General features: G+C 35.2%; 14 protein-coding genes. 9 read left to right on the top strand and 5 right to left on the bottom strand.

All coding sequences use genetic code 11. The features are described from left to right. The first annotated feature begins 38 nt into the window (after positions 1-38). Positions 39-2261, top strand: a complete 2223-nt coding sequence (locus C1X07_RS07635) for a hypothetical protein (RefSeq protein WP_103069383.1) — start codon at positions 39-41, stop codon at positions 2259-2261. Between the two features lie 384 nt (positions 2262-2645). On the opposite strand, the gene C1X07_RS07630 is transcribed toward C1X07_RS07635, so the two are convergent. Further along, positions 2646-4046, bottom strand: a complete 1401-nt coding sequence (locus C1X07_RS07630; RefSeq protein ID WP_103069382.1) for an MATE family efflux transporter — start codon at positions 4044-4046, stop codon at positions 2646-2648. A gap of 373 nt (positions 4047-4419) precedes the next feature. Between C1X07_RS07630 and C1X07_RS07625 the strand changes: the two genes are divergently transcribed. The 5 genes from C1X07_RS07625 to C1X07_RS07605 all read left to right on the top strand — a co-directional run bounded on the left by C1X07_RS07625 (position 4420) and on the right by C1X07_RS07605 (position 7977). Beyond that, positions 4420-4764, top strand: coding sequence for a T9SS type A sorting domain-containing protein (locus C1X07_RS07625; protein ID WP_103069381.1), 345 nt, complete (start codon positions 4420-4422; stop codon positions 4762-4764). Positions 4765-4894: 130 nt separating this feature from the next. Next, positions 4895-5875, top strand: coding sequence for a LuxE/PaaK family acyltransferase (locus C1X07_RS07620; protein ID WP_103069380.1), 981 nt, complete (start codon positions 4895-4897; stop codon positions 5873-5875). A gap of 3 nt (positions 5876-5878) precedes the next feature. Further along, positions 5879-6901: a hypothetical protein gene (locus tag C1X07_RS07615; RefSeq protein WP_103069379.1), complete on the top strand. Its 1023-nt coding sequence runs from the start codon at positions 5879-5881 to the stop codon at positions 6899-6901. A gap of 4 nt (positions 6902-6905) precedes the next feature. Continuing rightward, positions 6906-7424 carry a DUF350 domain-containing protein gene (locus tag C1X07_RS07610; protein ID WP_103069378.1) on the top strand — a complete coding sequence of 173 codons (519 nt, stop codon included), beginning with the start codon at positions 6906-6908 and terminating at the stop codon, positions 7422-7424. A gap of 97 nt (positions 7425-7521) precedes the next feature. Next, positions 7522-7977 carry a YHS domain-containing (seleno)protein gene (locus C1X07_RS07605; protein WP_103069377.1) on the top strand — a complete coding sequence of 152 codons (456 nt, stop codon included), beginning with the start codon at positions 7522-7524 and terminating at the stop codon, positions 7975-7977. A 167-nt stretch (positions 7978-8144) separates the two neighbouring features. On the opposite strand, the gene tyrS is transcribed toward C1X07_RS07605, so the two are convergent. Next, a complete protein-coding gene (gene tyrS, locus C1X07_RS07600; protein ID WP_103069376.1) occupies positions 8145-9440 on the bottom strand; it encodes a tyrosine--tRNA ligase in 1296 nt (431 codons plus the stop codon). A 432-nt stretch (positions 9441-9872) separates the two neighbouring features. Here tyrS and C1X07_RS07595 point away from each other — a divergent pair, with 432 nt between their 5' ends. After that, on the top strand, positions 9873-13253 hold the full coding sequence (locus C1X07_RS07595; RefSeq protein WP_103069375.1) for a CHAT domain-containing protein: 3381 nt from the start codon (positions 9873-9875) through the stop codon (positions 13251-13253). 870 nt (positions 13254-14123) lie between these two features. Continuing rightward, positions 14124-15140, top strand: a complete 1017-nt coding sequence (locus tag C1X07_RS07590; RefSeq protein ID WP_103069374.1) for an NAD-dependent epimerase/dehydratase family protein — start codon at positions 14124-14126, stop codon at positions 15138-15140. Here C1X07_RS07590 and C1X07_RS07585 read toward each other — a convergent pair. The 3 genes from C1X07_RS07585 to C1X07_RS07575 are packed head-to-tail and all read right to left on the bottom strand — an operon-like array spanning position 15109 to position 17698. Beyond that, positions 15109-15627: a DUF4296 domain-containing protein gene (locus C1X07_RS07585; RefSeq protein WP_103069373.1), complete on the bottom strand. Its 519-nt coding sequence runs from the start codon at positions 15625-15627 to the stop codon at positions 15109-15111. The two genes, C1X07_RS07590 and C1X07_RS07585, sit on opposite strands and share 32 nt — an antisense overlap. Continuing rightward, the gene (locus C1X07_RS07580; RefSeq protein ID WP_103069372.1) at positions 15624-16964 is read right to left on the bottom strand and encodes a dihydroorotase; all 1341 of its coding nucleotides are present in this window, start codon (positions 16962-16964) and stop codon (positions 15624-15626) included. Before C1X07_RS07580 ends, C1X07_RS07585 begins: the two co-directional genes overlap by 4 nt. A gap of 2 nt (positions 16965-16966) precedes the next feature. Beyond that, a complete protein-coding gene (locus C1X07_RS07575; RefSeq protein ID WP_103069371.1) occupies positions 16967-17698 on the bottom strand; it encodes a polyprenol monophosphomannose synthase in 732 nt (243 codons plus the stop codon). 96 nt (positions 17699-17794) lie between these two features. Between C1X07_RS07575 and C1X07_RS07570 the strand changes: the two genes are divergently transcribed. Next, positions 17795-18448 (top strand): DUF4271 domain-containing protein, encoded by a 654-nt coding sequence (locus C1X07_RS07570; protein WP_103069370.1) that lies wholly within the window; start codon positions 17795-17797, stop codon positions 18446-18448.

Genomic DNA, 18448 nt, shown 5'->3' with positions numbered 1-18448 from the left:
ACAATTTTTATTCACAACTATTAAAAAGCAAAAATAAAATGAGAAAAATTCTTTTTACATTCATTCTTACTGCCACTACGCTTGCAGGCATTGTATCCTGTAGTAGTGACGATGATAATCCATCAGGAGCATCATCCTGTACAGATGGAATCCAAAATGGAAACGAGACAGGTGTTGATTGCGGTGGTTCTTGTGATCCATGTGCGGCAAATGCAATTCTTAAAGGAGATATAACTGAAGATACTACACTAGACGCTTCAATAGCATACGAACTTACTGGAGCATATGTTATCAAATCAGGAACTTCTTTAACTATTCCTGCAGGAACTGTTATCAAAGCAACAGGAGGAACTTCAGCATATATCGCTGTAGAGCGTGGTGCAAAAATCTTTGTGAATGGAACATCAGCAGCACCGGTTGTAATGACATCTGGTAGTACTTCTCCTGCTCCCGGGGATTGGGGTGGATTAGTAATCTGTGGTGATGCACCTACCAACAAAGGAAACAACGTAACTTCTGAAGTTGCAGACCTTATCTATGGAGGATCTAATACTACTGATAACTCTGGTTCTGTGCGTTACTTAAGAGTTGAATATACGGGGGCAACTTTCTCCAACAGCAAAGAATTTAATGGGGTATCTCTTTTTGGAGTTGGTTCAGGAACTACTTTTGAATATGTACAATCTTTCAACGGTGGTGATGATGGTATCGAGTTTTTTGGTGGAACCGTTGATGGAGATAACCTGGTATCTATCGGTAGTGGAGATGACTCTATTGATTTTGCAGATGGATGGGCAGGAAATGGATCTAACTGGTATATCGCTGGTGGAGCCAAAGCAGGTATCGAAGGATCTAATAACGGAGATGACGGAAATGCAACTCCTGTAACTACTACAACACTTTCTAACATAACAGTAGTTGGACCTGTAACCGAAGGAGCGCTTTTCTTTAAAGAAGGAGGAGGAAACTTCACTATTACCAACCTATACACCAGTAATGTTGATCTTGGTATAAAGGTAAAAGATACTGATGCAGAAGCTGCTGTACGTATCCAAAACGGAGATTTAAAAATAACTACTATTCAGTTTGCCAATGCTCCTGCTGGACTTAAAGCTACTGATTACACTGGTACTAATCAGTCTTTCTATACAGAAGGTGTTGCTTCTGGTGCAGGAAATGGTGCTGCTTCTCCTGATTGGGCTGCTGGGTGGACCACAGGACTTGATAATAGTGGTGCTGCAGGCACAGAAAACTTAGCTGGAGAAGTTTCTGGAGATGTTACTTTAAAAGCTAATGTCGAATATTTACTAACCAGTGCATTTGTTGTTCAAAGCGGAGGTTCTTTAACCATTCCTGCCGGAACGACTATCAAAGCTACTGGTGGTACCGCTGCATACATTGCGGTAGCCAAGGGTGGTAAGATATTTATAAACGGTACCTCTTCAAACCCAGTAGTAATGACTTCTGGTAGTAATACTCCTGCTCCTGGTGATTGGGGTGGATTAGTAATCTGTGGTGATGCACCTACCAATAAAGGAAATAATGTAACTTCTGAAGTTGCAGACCTTATTTATGGGGGTTCTAATGCCACTGACAACTCTGGTTCTATACGCTATTTAAGAGTAGAATATACTGGGGCAACTTTCTCTAACAGTAAAGAATTTAACGGGGTATCTCTATTTGGTGTTGGTTCTGGTACTACTTTTGAGTATGTACAGTCTCTAAACGGTGGTGATGATGGTATCGAATTCTTTGGAGGAACTGTTACAGGAAAATACCTGGTATCTATAGGTAGTGGAGACGATTCTATTGATTTTGCTGATGGATGGGCAGGAAACGGATCTAACTGGTACATTAAAGGTGGAGCGAAAGCAGGTATCGAAGGATCTAACAATGGCGATGATGGTAATGCAACTCCTGTAACCACTACTACTCTTTCAAACATTACTGTAGTAGGACCTGTTGGCGAAGGAGCTCTTTATTTTAAAGAAGGAGGAGGAAACTTCACTATAACAAATTTCTACACTAGCGGCGTTGATCTTGGTGTAAAAGTAAAAAGCACTGATGCAGAGGCAGGTGTACGAATCGAAAACAACGACCTTTCTATCAATCCAATGCAATTTGACAGTCCTGCTGCTGGATTTGTACAAACAGATTATGCTGGAGCTAATCAAGCATTTATTACTGTTGGAAACAATACAGGTGCTGGTAATGGAGCTGCTGCTCCTGATTGGGCAAATGGCTGGACTTCTGGATTATAACCAGTAGTACATTGATACTATAAGATTTTATAGAAATATATATGTTGAAAAGAGACTGTCTGAAAAGGCAGTCTCTTTTATGTTTAGCATTTGATATAGACGTAATAGTATATAGTCGTTTGTAGTCGGCTAGATTAGCTCTGCAATGGTTGCGCAAGGTCTTGTTGCAGTGACAAAAGCATCCGCAAGCGTTGCAAAGCTAATTGTTGGTACGACAAGACCTTCCGCAAGTAATGTAAAGGCAATTGTTACAGTGTAGATTGACTCTTCAACCATTGTAAAGCTCATTATCATACCTTAGATAGCTTCTACAAGTGTTGTAGAAGGTTTCGTGCTTAATATTTTAAATAGCCGCTACCGTATCGTATAAAGAAAATCCACCTTTTACACCTTTACTTCTTTCCATTTTCCTTTTCTAAACCAGATAATTCCTATTACAGCAATTAATACCTCAGCAAAAGTAATCGCCAAAAACACACCCATCGCACCCCAATCAAAAACCAAAGCTGCCAAATAAGCAAATGGTAATTGAAACACCCAGAAACAAAAGAAATTAATAACAGTAGGTGTTTTGGTATCTCCTGCACCATTAAAAGATTGTATAATAACCATCCCATAAGCATAGAACACATATCCTGCAGCAATCACGCGCAAGCTTAGCGCTCCATATTCTATGATCAGTGCCTCATCACTAAATACCTTTATGATTGCCTCTGCAAACAACAGATAGAACACCGATACTATAAGCATAAAATAAGCATTATACTTCCCGGTTTTCCACACTGATTCTTCTGCTCTTTCTGGTTTTGAAGCTCCTAAATTCTGCCCAACCAGCGTAGCTGCAGCATTACTCATCCCCCAGGAAGGCATTAATGTAAACATCAAAACTCTAATGGCTATGGTGTATCCAGCTAGCACTTCGCTTCCGAATTCTGCCATGATTCTCATCAGAAATACCCAACTTGATGTTCCTATAATAAATTGCCCAATTCCTCCCAAAGAGACTTTGATCAGATTAAGCATTATCTCAGCCCGAAAAACAATATCCTTAAAAGCGACCTTGATTTTACTCCAACCATAAAAAAGAATTAGCAATTGAAATACCACAGCACTACCTCTACCAATTGTAGTAGCAATAGCCGCTCCCTCAACACCAAAAGCAGGAACAGGACCAAATCCAAATATAAAAATTGGATCAAGAATTATATTTAATACATTAGAAAATATCAACACGCGCATGGCTACAGATGCATCACCAGCACCCCGAAATACGGCGTTAATTAAAAACAAAAGCATGATGGTAACATTTCCTCCCAAGAGTACTTGAGTATAACCATATCCATCAGCGATAAGATCTGGTTCTGCCCCCATTAGACCCAAAATTTCTTTAGGAAAAATAATTCCGAAAATACTTATTAGGGTTGCAATAGCGATTCCTAAGAGTATAGATTGTACTGCTGTCTGTGAGGCTCCGTCTATATCTTTTTCTCCCGCTCTACGCGCAACAATAGCAGTAACTCCCATACTTAAACCAATGGCGATCGCATACACAAGCGTAAGCACTGATTCTGTTAACCCAACAGTAGCTATCGCATTAGCCCCGAGACTGGACACATAGTACGCATCTACAAGAAAAAATACAGATTCCATCATCATTTCGAGTACCATTGGTACCGAAAGCATAAAAACAGCTCTACGAATACTGCCCGAAGTAAATTCTTGTTCTTTTCCGGTTATTGCAATTTTAAAATATGAAAATAGGCGAGTAAGTTTATTTTGACTCATGATTGTAAAGAATTATAGTATGAATTAAAGGAAAATGGAAGCACTAAGAAGAAATTCTTAGCTTCTAAATCGAGGAGGTCTCTATGCGCACAATTATGTACATAATTCTTTTATAACTTCATGATGTCACAAATATGCGGCATTATTTTTGAATATCAAAACCTAAACCGAAGTCATTTTGGAGTTTTAAGAAATTCCTGAAATTGACTTTTGTAAGAAATCAAATGATAAAGGATGAACAAATATGCGCTTAAACCGTAATTGAAATATGGTGAGAACATAGATATATTGTATTACAGACAAGTACACCTACATTTTCTTACATTTTTAATTTTAATGTTGTATATTTATCATCCCAAAATAAATTTTTTGTATGAAAAAAATCTACTTGCTACTTATACTTATTGGCTTCGCATGCTTTTCCTCAACCCTAGGAGTTCAAGCACAATCCAATACTGCCGAAAGACAACAATCCAAAAATGTAAAAATTGATGGATTAAGCATATTTCCTAATCCTGCTAATGGTGATATCCTAAACATTACTTCTACCAAAAATTTAACCAAAACAGTCTCTGTTTTTACTGTATTGGGAGAAAAGGTTATGTTTAAAGTACTGATTGGAAAACAATTAAACATATCATCTTTACCACCTGCGGTTTATGTTGTTCGTATTAAAGAAGGAGATAATACAGCTACTTTAAAATTACTGCGTAATTAACTTAGGTGATACCCTGTGTTTTCTATCTAAATAATTTTAAACTGATTAAATACTCTTTATTCTGTATAATTGAACATCTGTAAACTTCAATTTTATACCTTTGTTCTGCAAATCTTGTTGAACAAATCTTATGCAGGCTGACACTATTTTTTCTATTCAAAACGATACCGATTTTGAGCGATTAGCGTTGCGTGTTTTTAACCATCAATATCACAACAATGTAATTTATCAGAGATTCTGTAACCTTTTGGGCATTACAAAAACTTCTGTAAAACATATTGATAACATACCTTACTTACCCATACAATTCTTTAAACAAGAAAAAATAGTAAGCACCCAATCTTTAATACACAAAATTTTTACCAGTAGCGGCACTACAGGTAGCATTACCAGCAAACATTATGTAAGTGATATTAGTGTCTACGAAAAAAGCTTCAGAAAAGGATTTCAGCATTTTTATGGAGACATTACAGAATACGTCGTATTGGCACTATTACCTTCTTACCTAGAAAGAGAGGGATCTTCTCTTGTATATATGGCAGAAAAATTAATTGAAGATAGTAAACATCCCAAAAGCGGATTTTATCTACATGATATTAAAAAACTGGTCAATACACTCCAACAACTAATAGCCAAAGGAGAAAAGATATTACTGCTAGGAGTTTCTTTTGCCTTATTAGATCTGGTAGAAAACTATGATTTGCAATTAAATGAAACTACTATCGTTATGGAAACAGGCGGTATGAAGGGTCGAAGAAAAGAAATCATTCGCGAAGAATTACATCAAATTCTTAAAAAAGGATTCGGTATCAATAAAATCCATAGTGAATATGGCATGACAGAGCTGTTATCACAAGGGTATTCTAAAGGTGATGGTATTTTTTACTGCCCGCCCTGGATGAAGGTTTCTATCAGAAACCCCGAAGATGCTCTTACCTTATTACCAAAAAACAAAACCGGAGGAGTAAATATTATGGATTTAGCTAATATCAATTCTTGTTCTTTTATTGCTACTCAGGATCTAGGAAAAGTATATACCGATGGTAGTTTTGAAATTATTGGTAGATTTGACCATAGCGATATCAGAGGCTGTAATTTAATGGCATTATAAACCATGGCTACAAAAAGTAAATTAGGCTGTTTTACGTTTCCCGCAATAGTATTGCTCTCTCTAATTGGGAGCAGTGTAATACAATCCTTTTTTCCGGTCTCTTTATTTACTTCCTTTATACTAGCCCTTTTATTTCTCTCCTGGCTAGTAGGAAAACTGGATGGCTATAGCCAAAAAAGGTTTCACTGGCGTTATATGACCTATAGTGGTCTTCTACTTTTATCCTTAATAGGATTACGACATATACTAGACAATATCCCACTATCTATAGAAAATCAAAAATCCGATATCTCAGAATATATTTATCGCGAGACAACAGTAGAAAATGGAGATTCTATAGTTTTATTACGCCAAAACAGACAGTGGAAAGATAACTACGGCAATACGTTTAAAGGAAAATTCTCTGTTCGTGAAAAAGACTATATCTCTTCAAAAAGAAAATATGCCAGTAGTATCCCAAGACACAAAACACAATCCTGGGGAAAGCTATATCAGTATCTGGCAACTACCGATACCCCAAAGCTTGATCTAATCCTTAAAGAATTAGCTTCAATAAAAAGCACAAACCAGCTAAATCAATTCGAATTTGCAGAGATGGTCGTTACCTTTATACAGGATATCCCATATGCTTTCGTTTTTGAAAACCAATGCCAATCTCCTGAAGCATATGAAGAGTCAATTCGGGTGATACTAGAAAAATGTACCGATTGTTGTATTGGTAATATTCCTTTTGGAATCCAGAACCCCGTTGGTTTTATGGGTAATCTAAAAGGAGATTGTGACACTCGAACCGTAATTATCTATGCCATTCTTAGCTATTTTGGATATGATGTAGCCATATTGAATAGTGATTTTTACAAGCACTCTGTTCTTGGATTACATATCCCGGCAAAAGGATTATATAAAGTACAAAACGGAAAACGATATTACATCTGGGAGACTACAAATAAACATTTTACGATTGGTACATTACCCAAAAATTTTGACAATGTAAATCATTGGCATATCGTACTCACTAACACATAACATTATGCAAACCAAACTATTAACCCTCGCCTTTATCGAAATAGCATTAGCCATTGTGGTTTCTGTACTCATTTTATACATCTCTTTTAAGATCCTGCAAAAAGTATTTTTTAAGAACATCTCTCTAAGAGAAGACAATATGGCTTTTTCTATTTTTGCCGCAGGGATTATCCTCTCTATTGGTATGATCCTTGGAGAGATTATTCCCTCTATCACCAATATGATTAGAATATCAATGTCTGGAGAAGACAGCATCTCTTTTGCAAAAATTATTCAATACTCAGGACTATACTTATTGATAGGATTTGTCTTTGCCTTAATCATCAACACTTCTGTCTTTTTACTTTTTTCGGCCTTGACCAAAGGGGTAAATGAATTTAAAGATATCCAACAAAATAATGTAGCCTCGGCAGTTGTGGTTACTGCTACCTTACTATCAATCACTTTGATTGCAAAAGATAGTATCAGTCTCTTGATAAGTGCACTAATTCCTTATCCGGAGACCACTAATTTCCTACTGTAGAAGAAATTACTACTAAAAGCATGTGAAATTTAGGTTAAAATTGTAAGGAGTCGATTTTTTATCGACCCACTACCTATAATCACAACATGCTTATAAAATGAAAAAAATCTTTGTTTTACTTTTTTTAGGGTTTGTTTTCACGACGAATTCTAATGCTCAAAAAATTGATTATAACACTGACAAAAGTTTTATAGCAGAAGGATATGACGTTACCGAGTATTTTAATAATACAGCGGTTAAAGGGAATAGTAAGTTTGTAACCACTCATGACGGAGTAAAATACAAATTTGTTAATCAGAAGAACTTAGATAAGTTTAAAAAAAGTCCCGATAAATTTGTTCCTCAATATGGAGGCTATTGCGCCTATGCGATAGCAGTAAATAGTGAAAAAGTAGATATTGACCCAAAAACTTTTGAAATAAGAGATGACAAGCTCTACCTGTTTTATAACTCCTGGGGGATAAACACACTAGACAAATGGACAAAAAAAGGTGCCGTAAAACTGCAAAAAGAAGCAGATATAAATTGGCAAAAAATAAAAGTAAAAAAGTAATGTAGTGTTATTGAGCTACATGTAATGCTAAGTTTTTTCAATAATTGATTGGTTAGTTGACAAAGCCTACGAAGAGTCCTTTCTTGTAGGCTTTGTTGTTTTATTGAATAAACAGTCCTTGCAACACGATATTAGCAAGGCACAGTCTAGATATCAAGATTGTGCTTTTACACTACTCGTATAACAAAATAATTTTTCTTACCTCGTTGTAATAAGACAAACTGATTGTTGATCAAATCATTTTCTGTTACCGAATGCCCATCGGTAACTTTTTCTTTATTCACTGATATAGAATTTTCTTTTAGTGCTCGTCTGGCTTCTCCATTAGATTTTAAGAAACCTGTTTGCTCTGCAAGAGCGCCTATGATATCCAATCCCTCAGCTATTTTGTCTTTTGTAATTTCTGCCTGCGGCACTCCATCAAACACATCTAAAAAAGTAGCCTCATCCAGATCTTTTAGATCGGCAGAAGTAGATTTCCCAAAGAGAATTGCAGATGCTTTAATTGCATTATCCAGATCTTCTTGAGAATGTACTATTACGGTAACTTCATCTGCCAGTTTTTTCTGTAAAATTCGCTGATGTGGTGCTTCTTTATGCTGTGCAACCAAAGCTTTTATCTCTTCTTCGGTCAAAAATGTGAAAATCTTAATGTATTTTTCTGCATCTTCATCACTAGTATTTAACCAATATTGGTAGAATTTATATGGTGAAGTTCGTTTAGCATCCAACCATACGTTACCTCCTTCAGACTTACCAAATTTAGATCCATCTGATTTCGTGATCAACGGACAGGTTAATGCATATCCTTTTCCTCCAGCTATTCTTCTGATTAATTCTGTTCCTGTGGTGATATTACCCCACTGATCGCTTCCTCCCATCTGCAGTGTACATGTATGAGCTCTGTACAGATGTAAGAAGTCGTATCCTTGTACCAGTTGGTATGTAAATTCTGTAAATGACATTCCTTCTGATGACTCAGAAGAAATTCTATTTTTAACAGAATCCTTGGCCATCATATAGTTTACGGTAATATGTTTACCGACATCTCTGATAAACTCCAGGAACGAAAACTCTTTCATCCAATCATAGTTGTTTACCAGTACAGCAGCATTAGCAGCATCACTTTCAAAATCCAGAAATCTACTTAATTGTGATTTTATAGCCTCTTGATTATGACGCAATGTTTTTTCATCGAGTAGATTACGCTCTGCCGATTTCCCTGAAGGATCACCAATCATACCTGTTGCCCCACCTACCAAAGCAAAAGGCTTATGCCCTGCTCTTTGATAATGCGCCAACAACATAATAGGAACCAGATTACCGATATGCAATGAATCGGCAGTAGGATCAAACCCCACATAGGCAGATCTCATTTGTTCTATCAGGTATTCTTCGGTCCCAGGCATGGCATCATGCAACATCCCTCTCCAGCGTAGTTCTTCTATAAAATTTTTGGTCATCGTGCTATAATTCAATTAAGAGCAGCAAAGATAAAAATATGGATAATATCCAGCTATGAATATGTTAGAAATCCTTTGTTTTCACTTGGAATGGTTTTTCACTACTCAGCGATAAAAATACATTGGGTTTTTATAGGATACCGCTTTCACTTCGACTACGCTCAGTGACCGCTATACTATATTCTTGATTAAACTATCCTTCCCCCGAGGGCTGAGCGCAGCCGAAGCCCGGCACTATGAAAAACTCACAATACATCTGCACCTCAAGAAACCTTACCCTTCGAGAACCTCAAGGCACGAGACCCTTTAATATACGCAACATAGCCATGCTAAAAACAGAGAATAGAAATCAATTTCTGTATTATTCTCCAACAATAAGGTAACATTTTTACGTTATTTGCTATTAATATATAGAGCAATACAGTATCTCTTATGAAAAATGCGCTATCATCTTCTCTAGCTTCTTTACTATCAGTCCTGTTTTTTACAACACTATCTCACACCATGTCTGCCCAGATAGAAAAAGATACCTTATTAGCTTCTCAATATTATAAGAAAGCGGATTCGTTGCTGACTGACAAAAAATTGGATAGTTCTATTGTCTATTTTGAAAAAGCATTGCCGCTTTATAAAAAGACCAAAGCATGGGAACGAGTAGCTCGTTGTTATAATAAAACCTCGGAAGGTTTAAGACAAAAAGAGCAATATGAAGAATCCCACTTAAATGCAAAAAAAGCCTTAATCACCAGCAAAACACATTTACAAAAAAATAATATAGAAGAAGCATTTGCATATGATAATATTGGGCATTATTACTGGCATAAAAACAAAAAAGATTACAAAATAGCATTAGAATACTATCAGAAATCGTTAGCTATTAGACAAGGTTTTTTTTCTTCCAATAAGCTTTCAATCGCCCATTTAAATATTAATATTGGAAACACTTTATTTATGCAAAGAAAATATGGTGCAGCATTGTTTTATTATGAGAAATCAAGATTAATCAGAGAAAGGGAACTTGGATTAGATCACTTAGAGACACGTCACAATTATTTTCAAATTGGTCTTACACACTATAGAAAAGAACATTACAATAAAGCTTTAAACTACCTAAAAAAAGCTTTATTAAGCAAAACTAAACAACTAAATACAAATAATAGAATTACTTCAAAAACATTAAAAGTTATTGGCGATGTATATAGAAAAAAAGGAGAGTATGATATAGCTCTTACTTATTTTAAAAAATATTTATCCACTCTTATCAATATGCATGGTGAAAAACATTATACTATAACTAGTGCTCTTAATCGTATAGGCATTTGTTATAAAAACAAAGGTCAATATGATAAAGCATTATATTTTTATAAAAAGGCAATTATTAATGAAAAGAATCTTTCAGAAAAGAACAAAGAAAAATCTGACAAACAAGTATATAACAATATTGGTATAATATATAAATATAAAGGAGAATATGCCAAAGCTTTAGATTACCTAAAAAAAGCACTTCATAGTAATAAAAAAATTGGGGGGAAACAAAATCCCCATGTTGCACTTAATTACAACAATATAGGCAATGTATATCGATTAAAAAAAGATTATGATCAAGCGGTATTGCACTATCAAAAAGCATTAAACATACGTACAAAAATATACAGCACAAACAACTCTGATATAGCCTATTCTTACAATGATATTGGCAAGTTATACAAGCTCAAAAAAGAATATGATACGGCAGTGCACTACATTAATAAAGCGCTAAAAATTCGACTTCATCTATTCAAAAAAAATCATCCTGATGTAGCAGATTCTCATACTAGTTTAGGAAGTGTTTATTTCAACGACAAAGCCTATACTAACTCATTAGTACACTACCAAAAAGCACTTACAATACAATCGCAAGCATATGGAGAACATCATCCAAAAGTTGCCCTATCCTATACCAATATTGCCAATGTATATTTTTATCAAAAAGACTATACAAATAGCCTGTTGTTTTATGATAAAGCCATAAAAGCAAATACTAAATCAAAAGCTCAATATCTAGATCAAAGTATTCTACTGACTACATTGACCGGAAAAGCTAAAACATTCCAAAAGCTATATGATCAAGAAAATAACTCAAACCATCTTAGCGATGCAATCAAAACCTACCAACAGGCAGATACACTAATCAATGCTATTCGACAAACCTTTACTAATTATCAAGACAAAGTAGATTTTTCTAAACAAGCCAAAGAAACCTACCAAGGTGCTATAGGTGCTCAACTATTGCAAAAAGGTCAACAATCCTTAGAAAAAGCTTTTTACTATGCAGAAAAAAGTAAATCCAACACCCTAAAAGAGCTGCTTAACGAAGCTAATGCCAAAAACTTTACAGGTTTACCGAATAATCTGGTAACAGTAGAAAAAGAGCTAAGAATTAATAAAGCTTTTTATCAATCCAAAATCACAGAAGAATATTCAGAAAAAAAGATGGATACCTCAAAAGTCACTCTTTTCGAAAATAAACTATTTGATATCAATAGACGTCAGGATTCTTTAACTCACGTATTAGAAAAAAACTATCCAAAATACTACCTGCTTAAGTACAAAGATGATATTGCTACAGTACAAAAAATCCAACAACAATTAGATGATAACACTACAGTATTAGAATTCTTTACAGGAGATAGTATTACCTACGCTTTTACCATTTCTAAAAACAATATCGCAGTACAAGAGTTATCCACTCCAAAACTTACTGAACAAGTAGAAGAATTTCGTAAAACCATAGCTGATAAAAATACTGCTGATTTTAAACAGCAATCCCATCATTTATACAATCAATTGATTGCTCCTGCTGCCAATACATTTGTGGGAGACAACCTTATCATCATACCTGATGGCTCCTTATGGCATCTTAATTTTGAGTTACTGCTGACTCAACATGATAAATCTAATAACCCGGCACTATTATCCTATCTGCTTAGAGAATATGCTGTGACCTATGCCAATTCGGCAAATCTATTGTTTGGAGGTACTAAGCAACAAGAACAGACTGAACAATTACAAGAATGCCTCGCTTTTTCATTTTCTGATAGTACACAAACTGGAGAAACAAGGGCAATGAGCCTGGCTGCTCTCAGAGATGCAAAAGGCGACTTGCCAGGAACCCGTAAAGAAATTAGAGCCATATCTAATATTATCGATGGGCAATACTATTATGGATCACAAGCGATAGAAACCAACTTTAAGAAAAATGCCGGACAATATAACATCCTGCACCTTGCCCTACATGGGGATGTTGATAATGAAAGACCTGAGAATTCTAAACTCTATTTTACCAAAAACAAAGACACCATAGAGGATAACTTACTCTATAGCCACGAGCTATTTGCTTTGGATATCCCCGCAGAGCTTACCGTGCTTAGTGCCTGCAACACAGGAACAGGTAAAATTGCCAAGGGAGAAGGGATTATGAGTTTGGGTACTGCTTTTCAATATGCGGGTACCAAAAGCTTGCTACTCACCAGCTGGGAGGTATCTGATCAAACCACTCCAGAGCTAATGAAATACTTTTATACCAATCTCAAAGATGGGATGAGTAAAGCAAAAGCACTACAACAAGCGAAATTACAATACCTGACCACTGCAGATATCAACCGATTAGATCCTTTTTACTGGGGAGCATTTTATCTGATTGGGGATGCTGCGCCCATTCCTTTTGGGAATAACACATTACTGTATTGGATTATAGTAGTTGTGCTGTTATTATCTTTAGGAGGCTTGTTTTGGTATCGCAAGAGATTCCGAGGTCGGGTGTCGGAAGTTTAAAATGAATAATGATGTCACACTGAGCCTGTCGAAGTGCTATCGAAGTGCTTTGATGTACTTGGTACTGCAATAAAAAGTGAAAGGCTAGAAACCAGAAGTCATCTATTTAAAGTTAAACAATAATATAATACAGAACCCTTCAAATAGCCAATGAGAGGAATATCGAAACACATTCTCCTATTAAGTATTTCCATTCGTCGAAACAAAATACTCAATTCATCTATAGAGAACCCCTTTTGACCTAAGTCTTGCCGTAGTAAACATTTATTTACTATACTTTTACAATATGGTTTAAGTAGCATTATTGTTTTTTCATATAAAACATATGCATATTAGTTTTAAATATTAGTTTTCGCGATATTTTTTTACCTTAAATAATAGCGATTAATCTCAAAGCCGAAGTACACAGGGTCTGTAAATGTTGTACTTCGGCTTTAGTTTATACTCTGACGATCTAAGAATCTATACCGCTTCACTTCGGCTACGTGTTCCCTAAGTCTTGGCGAAGGATTCAGTGACTGCTACACTATGTTTTAATTGAACTATTCTCCCCTGAGGGCTGAGCGTAGCCGAAGCCCGGTGCTATGAAAACCTCATAATATACTTACACCCCAAGAAACCTTACCCTTCGAGAGCCTCAGAATGCAAAACCTATATTTTATCAATGCTCTGTGTGGGCTGAGGCACTCGAAGCCCTATCCATATCGTGCCGCTTTCACCTCGACTTACCTGTTCTAAGCTAGTCAAAGGGTTCAGTGATCACTACACTATATTTTTATTAAACTGTAGTAGATTTTTGACTGCATAATCCAGGTTTAATTTACAAAACGTATATTAATTGTTTACTTTAGCTATCGTAGAATATACATTATGATATTAGTTACAGGAGCAACAGGCTTAGTAGGCACACATCTATTGGTAAAACTTATACAAGAGAAACATCAGATTTGTGCACTATATAGAACCGAAGCCAAAAAAGAACATGCCAAAAAAGTATTTTGTTCTTATTTCCCTAAAGAACAACAACAGCTGTTTGATAGTATAAGATGGATTCATACTGATATTAATGATATCCCTGCTTTAACGGAAGCTTTTGAAGGTATAACTCAGGTATATCATTGTGCTGCTATGATTAGTTTTGACCCTTCTCACTATAAAGAATTACGAAAATCCAATATCGAAGGAACTGCCAATATTGTAAACCTTTGCCTGATCAAAAATGTAAAAAAACTCTGCTATGTGAGCTCAATTGCCACTCTTAGTGAAAGTCTTTTAAATGATCATATAGATGAGAGTGCAGAATGGAATCCTGAAGTTCCTAATTCTGTATATGCCATTACAAAATATGGTGCCGAGATGGAAGTCTGGAGAGGAGTACAAGAAGGGCTTAATGCTGTAATTGTAAATCCTGGAATTATTATCGGTTCTGGTTTTTTTGATACTGGTAGTGGATACCTGTTCAAAAAAATACATAGTGGTATGAAATATTATACCTGTGGGACATCTGGATATGTAGCTATACAAGATGTTATTAATATTATGCATCTACTCATGCAAGGTAAGTATACAAATCAACGATATATATTGGTGGGAGAGAACTTAAGCTACAAAAGTGCTTTTACTATGATTGCCCAAGCATTAGGAAAGCCTGCTCCCAAAAAGAGAATCTCTCCTTTTTTAATGAAAGTAGTCTACCACCTGCAACGTATTAGCCATTTTTTCTTTAGAACCAAACGTTCTATATTCAAATCATCGCTGCGAAGTGCTTTTTCTATAAAGTATTACAAAAATGATAAAATAAAGAAAGAGCTTATTTATAGTTTTGTTCCTATCGAAAAAAGCATCAAAGAAACTGCTACCCTTTTTTTGAAGGAGAAAGAGCATTAATCCTCTTATCCTTTGCATTTTTGATATCTTCTTTTACTTCTTCAAATTCTGGAACAGGAGTGATCTTATCTTTTTTAACCTTTAAGGTATCACCTAGTTTTTTAATAGAATCTCTTTTAGCCTTTAGAACAGAGTCTTTCTTTTTCTTTAGCTTTTCATATTTTGTTTTTTCTTTATCCAGATTTGCTTTTACACGCACAAAAATTGCCTGATACTTATCTATCTGACCAGAATACCAGGCGTTATTTTCTGCGAATACGATACTATCAACGCTATATTTTTTTAAAATAAATGATTCTGGATTGATTTTTTCAGCTTCAAAAGTAGCTTTATTCGAGGTCTTTGCTGCCTTTAAAAAAGCAATATCCGTTAGAATTTCTACCATTTGATCTTCTTCTATCAGTGTTTTAGGCATACTTGCCTGATCCACACTCTGGCAGGAAACAAAAATCAGAAATACCACAAAATACATTATACTTCTATTCATCTGTCAAAAGTTAATCGCTGTGCATGTCTCACATCATAGAACTTAAAATTCTTGTATACCAAGCTTCCGTTTACAAATGTGTGCGTGATTCTGGATTTAAACGTAGTACCTTCAAACGGAGACCACCCACATTTGTATGCTATATTATCTTTATTTACGGTCCAAGGAGCATTAAGATCTACTAATACAGCATCTGCATGGTATCCTTCTTTTATATACCCTCTTTTTTCTATCTGAAATAATATGGCTGGATTATGACACATTTTTTCAACTATCTTTTCCAGAGAGATTTTATCCTGATGATAAAACTCTAACATTGCAGGAAGTGCATGCTGTACCAATGGTCCTCCCGAGGGTGCCTTGGTGTATACATTATCTTTTTCTTCTATAGTATGCGGCGCATGATCTGTAGCAATTACATCTATTTTATCTTTTAGTAACGCCTTAAACAAGGCATCTCTGTCTTTTTCTGTCTTTACCGCAGGGTTCCATTTAATCAAGGTTCCTTTCTCCTCATAATCCTTATCAGAAAACCATAGATGATGTATACAAACTTCTGCTGTTATCTTCTTTTCTCTTAATGGAATTTTATTGGTAAACAACTTTAGCTCCTTGGCAGTAGAAAGGTGAAAAACATGTAATCTAGCCCCTGTTTTTTTAGCTAATGCAATTGCCTGAGAAGAAGATAAATAACAAGCTTCTTCACTTCTAATAATTGGATGATATTTTACAGGAATATCATCTCCATATTCTGCCACATATTTTGCTGTATTATCCTTAATGGTTTGCTCATCCTCACAATGTACTGATATCAATAAGTCAGTAGAAGAAAAGATTTTTTCTAATACCTCTGGATTATCTACAAGCATATTACCTGTAGAAGACCCTAGAAATAACTTAAGCCCTGCTACTTTTTTGGGGTCTACTTTTAGTATTTCTTCTAAGTTATCATTTGTTCCTCCAAACATAAAAGAATAGTTCGCATAACTGGTTTGTGCTGCGATTTCAAACTTTTCGTCCAGTTTTTCTATTGTGGTTGTCTGAGGAACGGTATTCGGCATTTCTATAAACGACGTAATCCCTCCTGCTATTGCAGCTTTGGACTCTGTTCCTATATTAGCCTTATGCGTCAATCCAGGTTCTCTAAAGTGTACCTGATCGTCTATAACTCCTGGCAATAAGTATTTACCTTCTGCATCAAAAATATGCACATCTGGTGATTTTGCACTTATCTGAGGCGCAATTTCTTTAAAAATACCATCTTCGATATATACGTCTCCATTAAAAATCTTCCCTTCATTAACGATATTGGCATTTTTAATAAGCACATTGTTCATGATCATATCTCGTAACGATTAAATAAGCTGTTAAATTTCATTTTTATAACTCCAAATACAGCTTCAGAAATAATTCCTTTGCTCATTTTTGAAGTCCCCTTTGTTCTATCTGTAAAGATTACAGGGATTTCTTTTATTTTATATTTCAATAAATATGCCTTAAACTTCATTTCTATCTGAAAAGCATATCCTACAAATCGAATTTTATTCAAATTTATCTTTTCTAATACCTCTCTTTTATAACAGATAAATCCGGCCGTTGTGTCATGAATATCCATTCCTGTAATAAAACGCACATATTTTGACGCTCCCCAGGACAACAATACTCTACTCATAGGCCAGTTTACGACATTTACTCCAGTAACATATCTGGATCCTATGGCTACATCTGCAGATCCTCTGGCACAAGCATTATACAGTCGTATCAAGTCATTGGGGTTATGAGAAAAATCTGCATCCATCTCAAAAATATATTCATACGACCGGTCTAATGCCCACTCAAAACCTGCAATATACGCTGTTCCTAGCCCCATTTTACCTTCTCTAACCATTAAAAAAAGGGTTTCAGGATATTTTGACTGCAACTCTTTTACCTTGGCATTGGTTCCATCAGGAGAACTATCATCAACAATAAGAATATGAAAATCGCGTTGAAGCGAAAACACATTTTTAATGATACGCTCCACATTTTCAATTTCGTTATAAGTAGGGATTATGACTAAGGCATCCACCATCAAGGCTATTTTTCACGCAAATATAACTAAATAATTACTAGCTATTTTTTTGTTTTTATCACTTAATTGATTGTAATTTTAACCCCTTAACGGCATATGGAATTTATTTTACGCGAAATAACGTCAACCAACTGGCTTACCATTCTTATAATGGTATCTGTATTTTTGCTCGTTATAGCCAAAAGAGTGAATGCGCTTCGGTTTGCTGATTTTATGATGCTTTTTAGTAATAGTAAGTACATTATTACCCATCAGAAGCTAAATAAACTCTCATCTTTATTCAATGCCATTCTTTTATTATTTCAGATTGTTTCTGTATCTCTATTCATCTATTTATGCATTAATGTCTTTGAATGGCAGGTCATTCCGAATGAGATTACACTATATTTTAAGATTGCAATCATTTATGCAGTGATTATTATTTGTAAATTACTAGTAGAAAAAATCATAGCCACTATTTTTTCAATAGACGCCGTAATTGACACCTACTTATTCTACAAGGTGTCTTATCGCAATTTCATGGCAGTCACCCTATTACCAGTAAATATCCTGTTTATTTACACATTACAACCTACAAAAATTGTTTTTATAATTTTATTGATTTTATTGATTATTCTGAATATAATTATGCTTATTTCTTTTTATAAAAAAAATGAAACTATTATTTTAAACTACTTGTTTTATTTTATTTTGTATCTTTGCGCACTTGAAATCGCACCCTATTTTATACTATACAAGCTCATTAGTTAA

Source organism: Aquimarina sediminis (assembly GCF_002895435.1).
In the GTDB taxonomy this organism is placed as follows: Bacteria; Bacteroidota; Bacteroidia; order Flavobacteriales; family Flavobacteriaceae; genus Aquimarina; species Aquimarina sediminis.
This window is presented reverse-complemented; position numbering and strand designations above follow the sequence as displayed.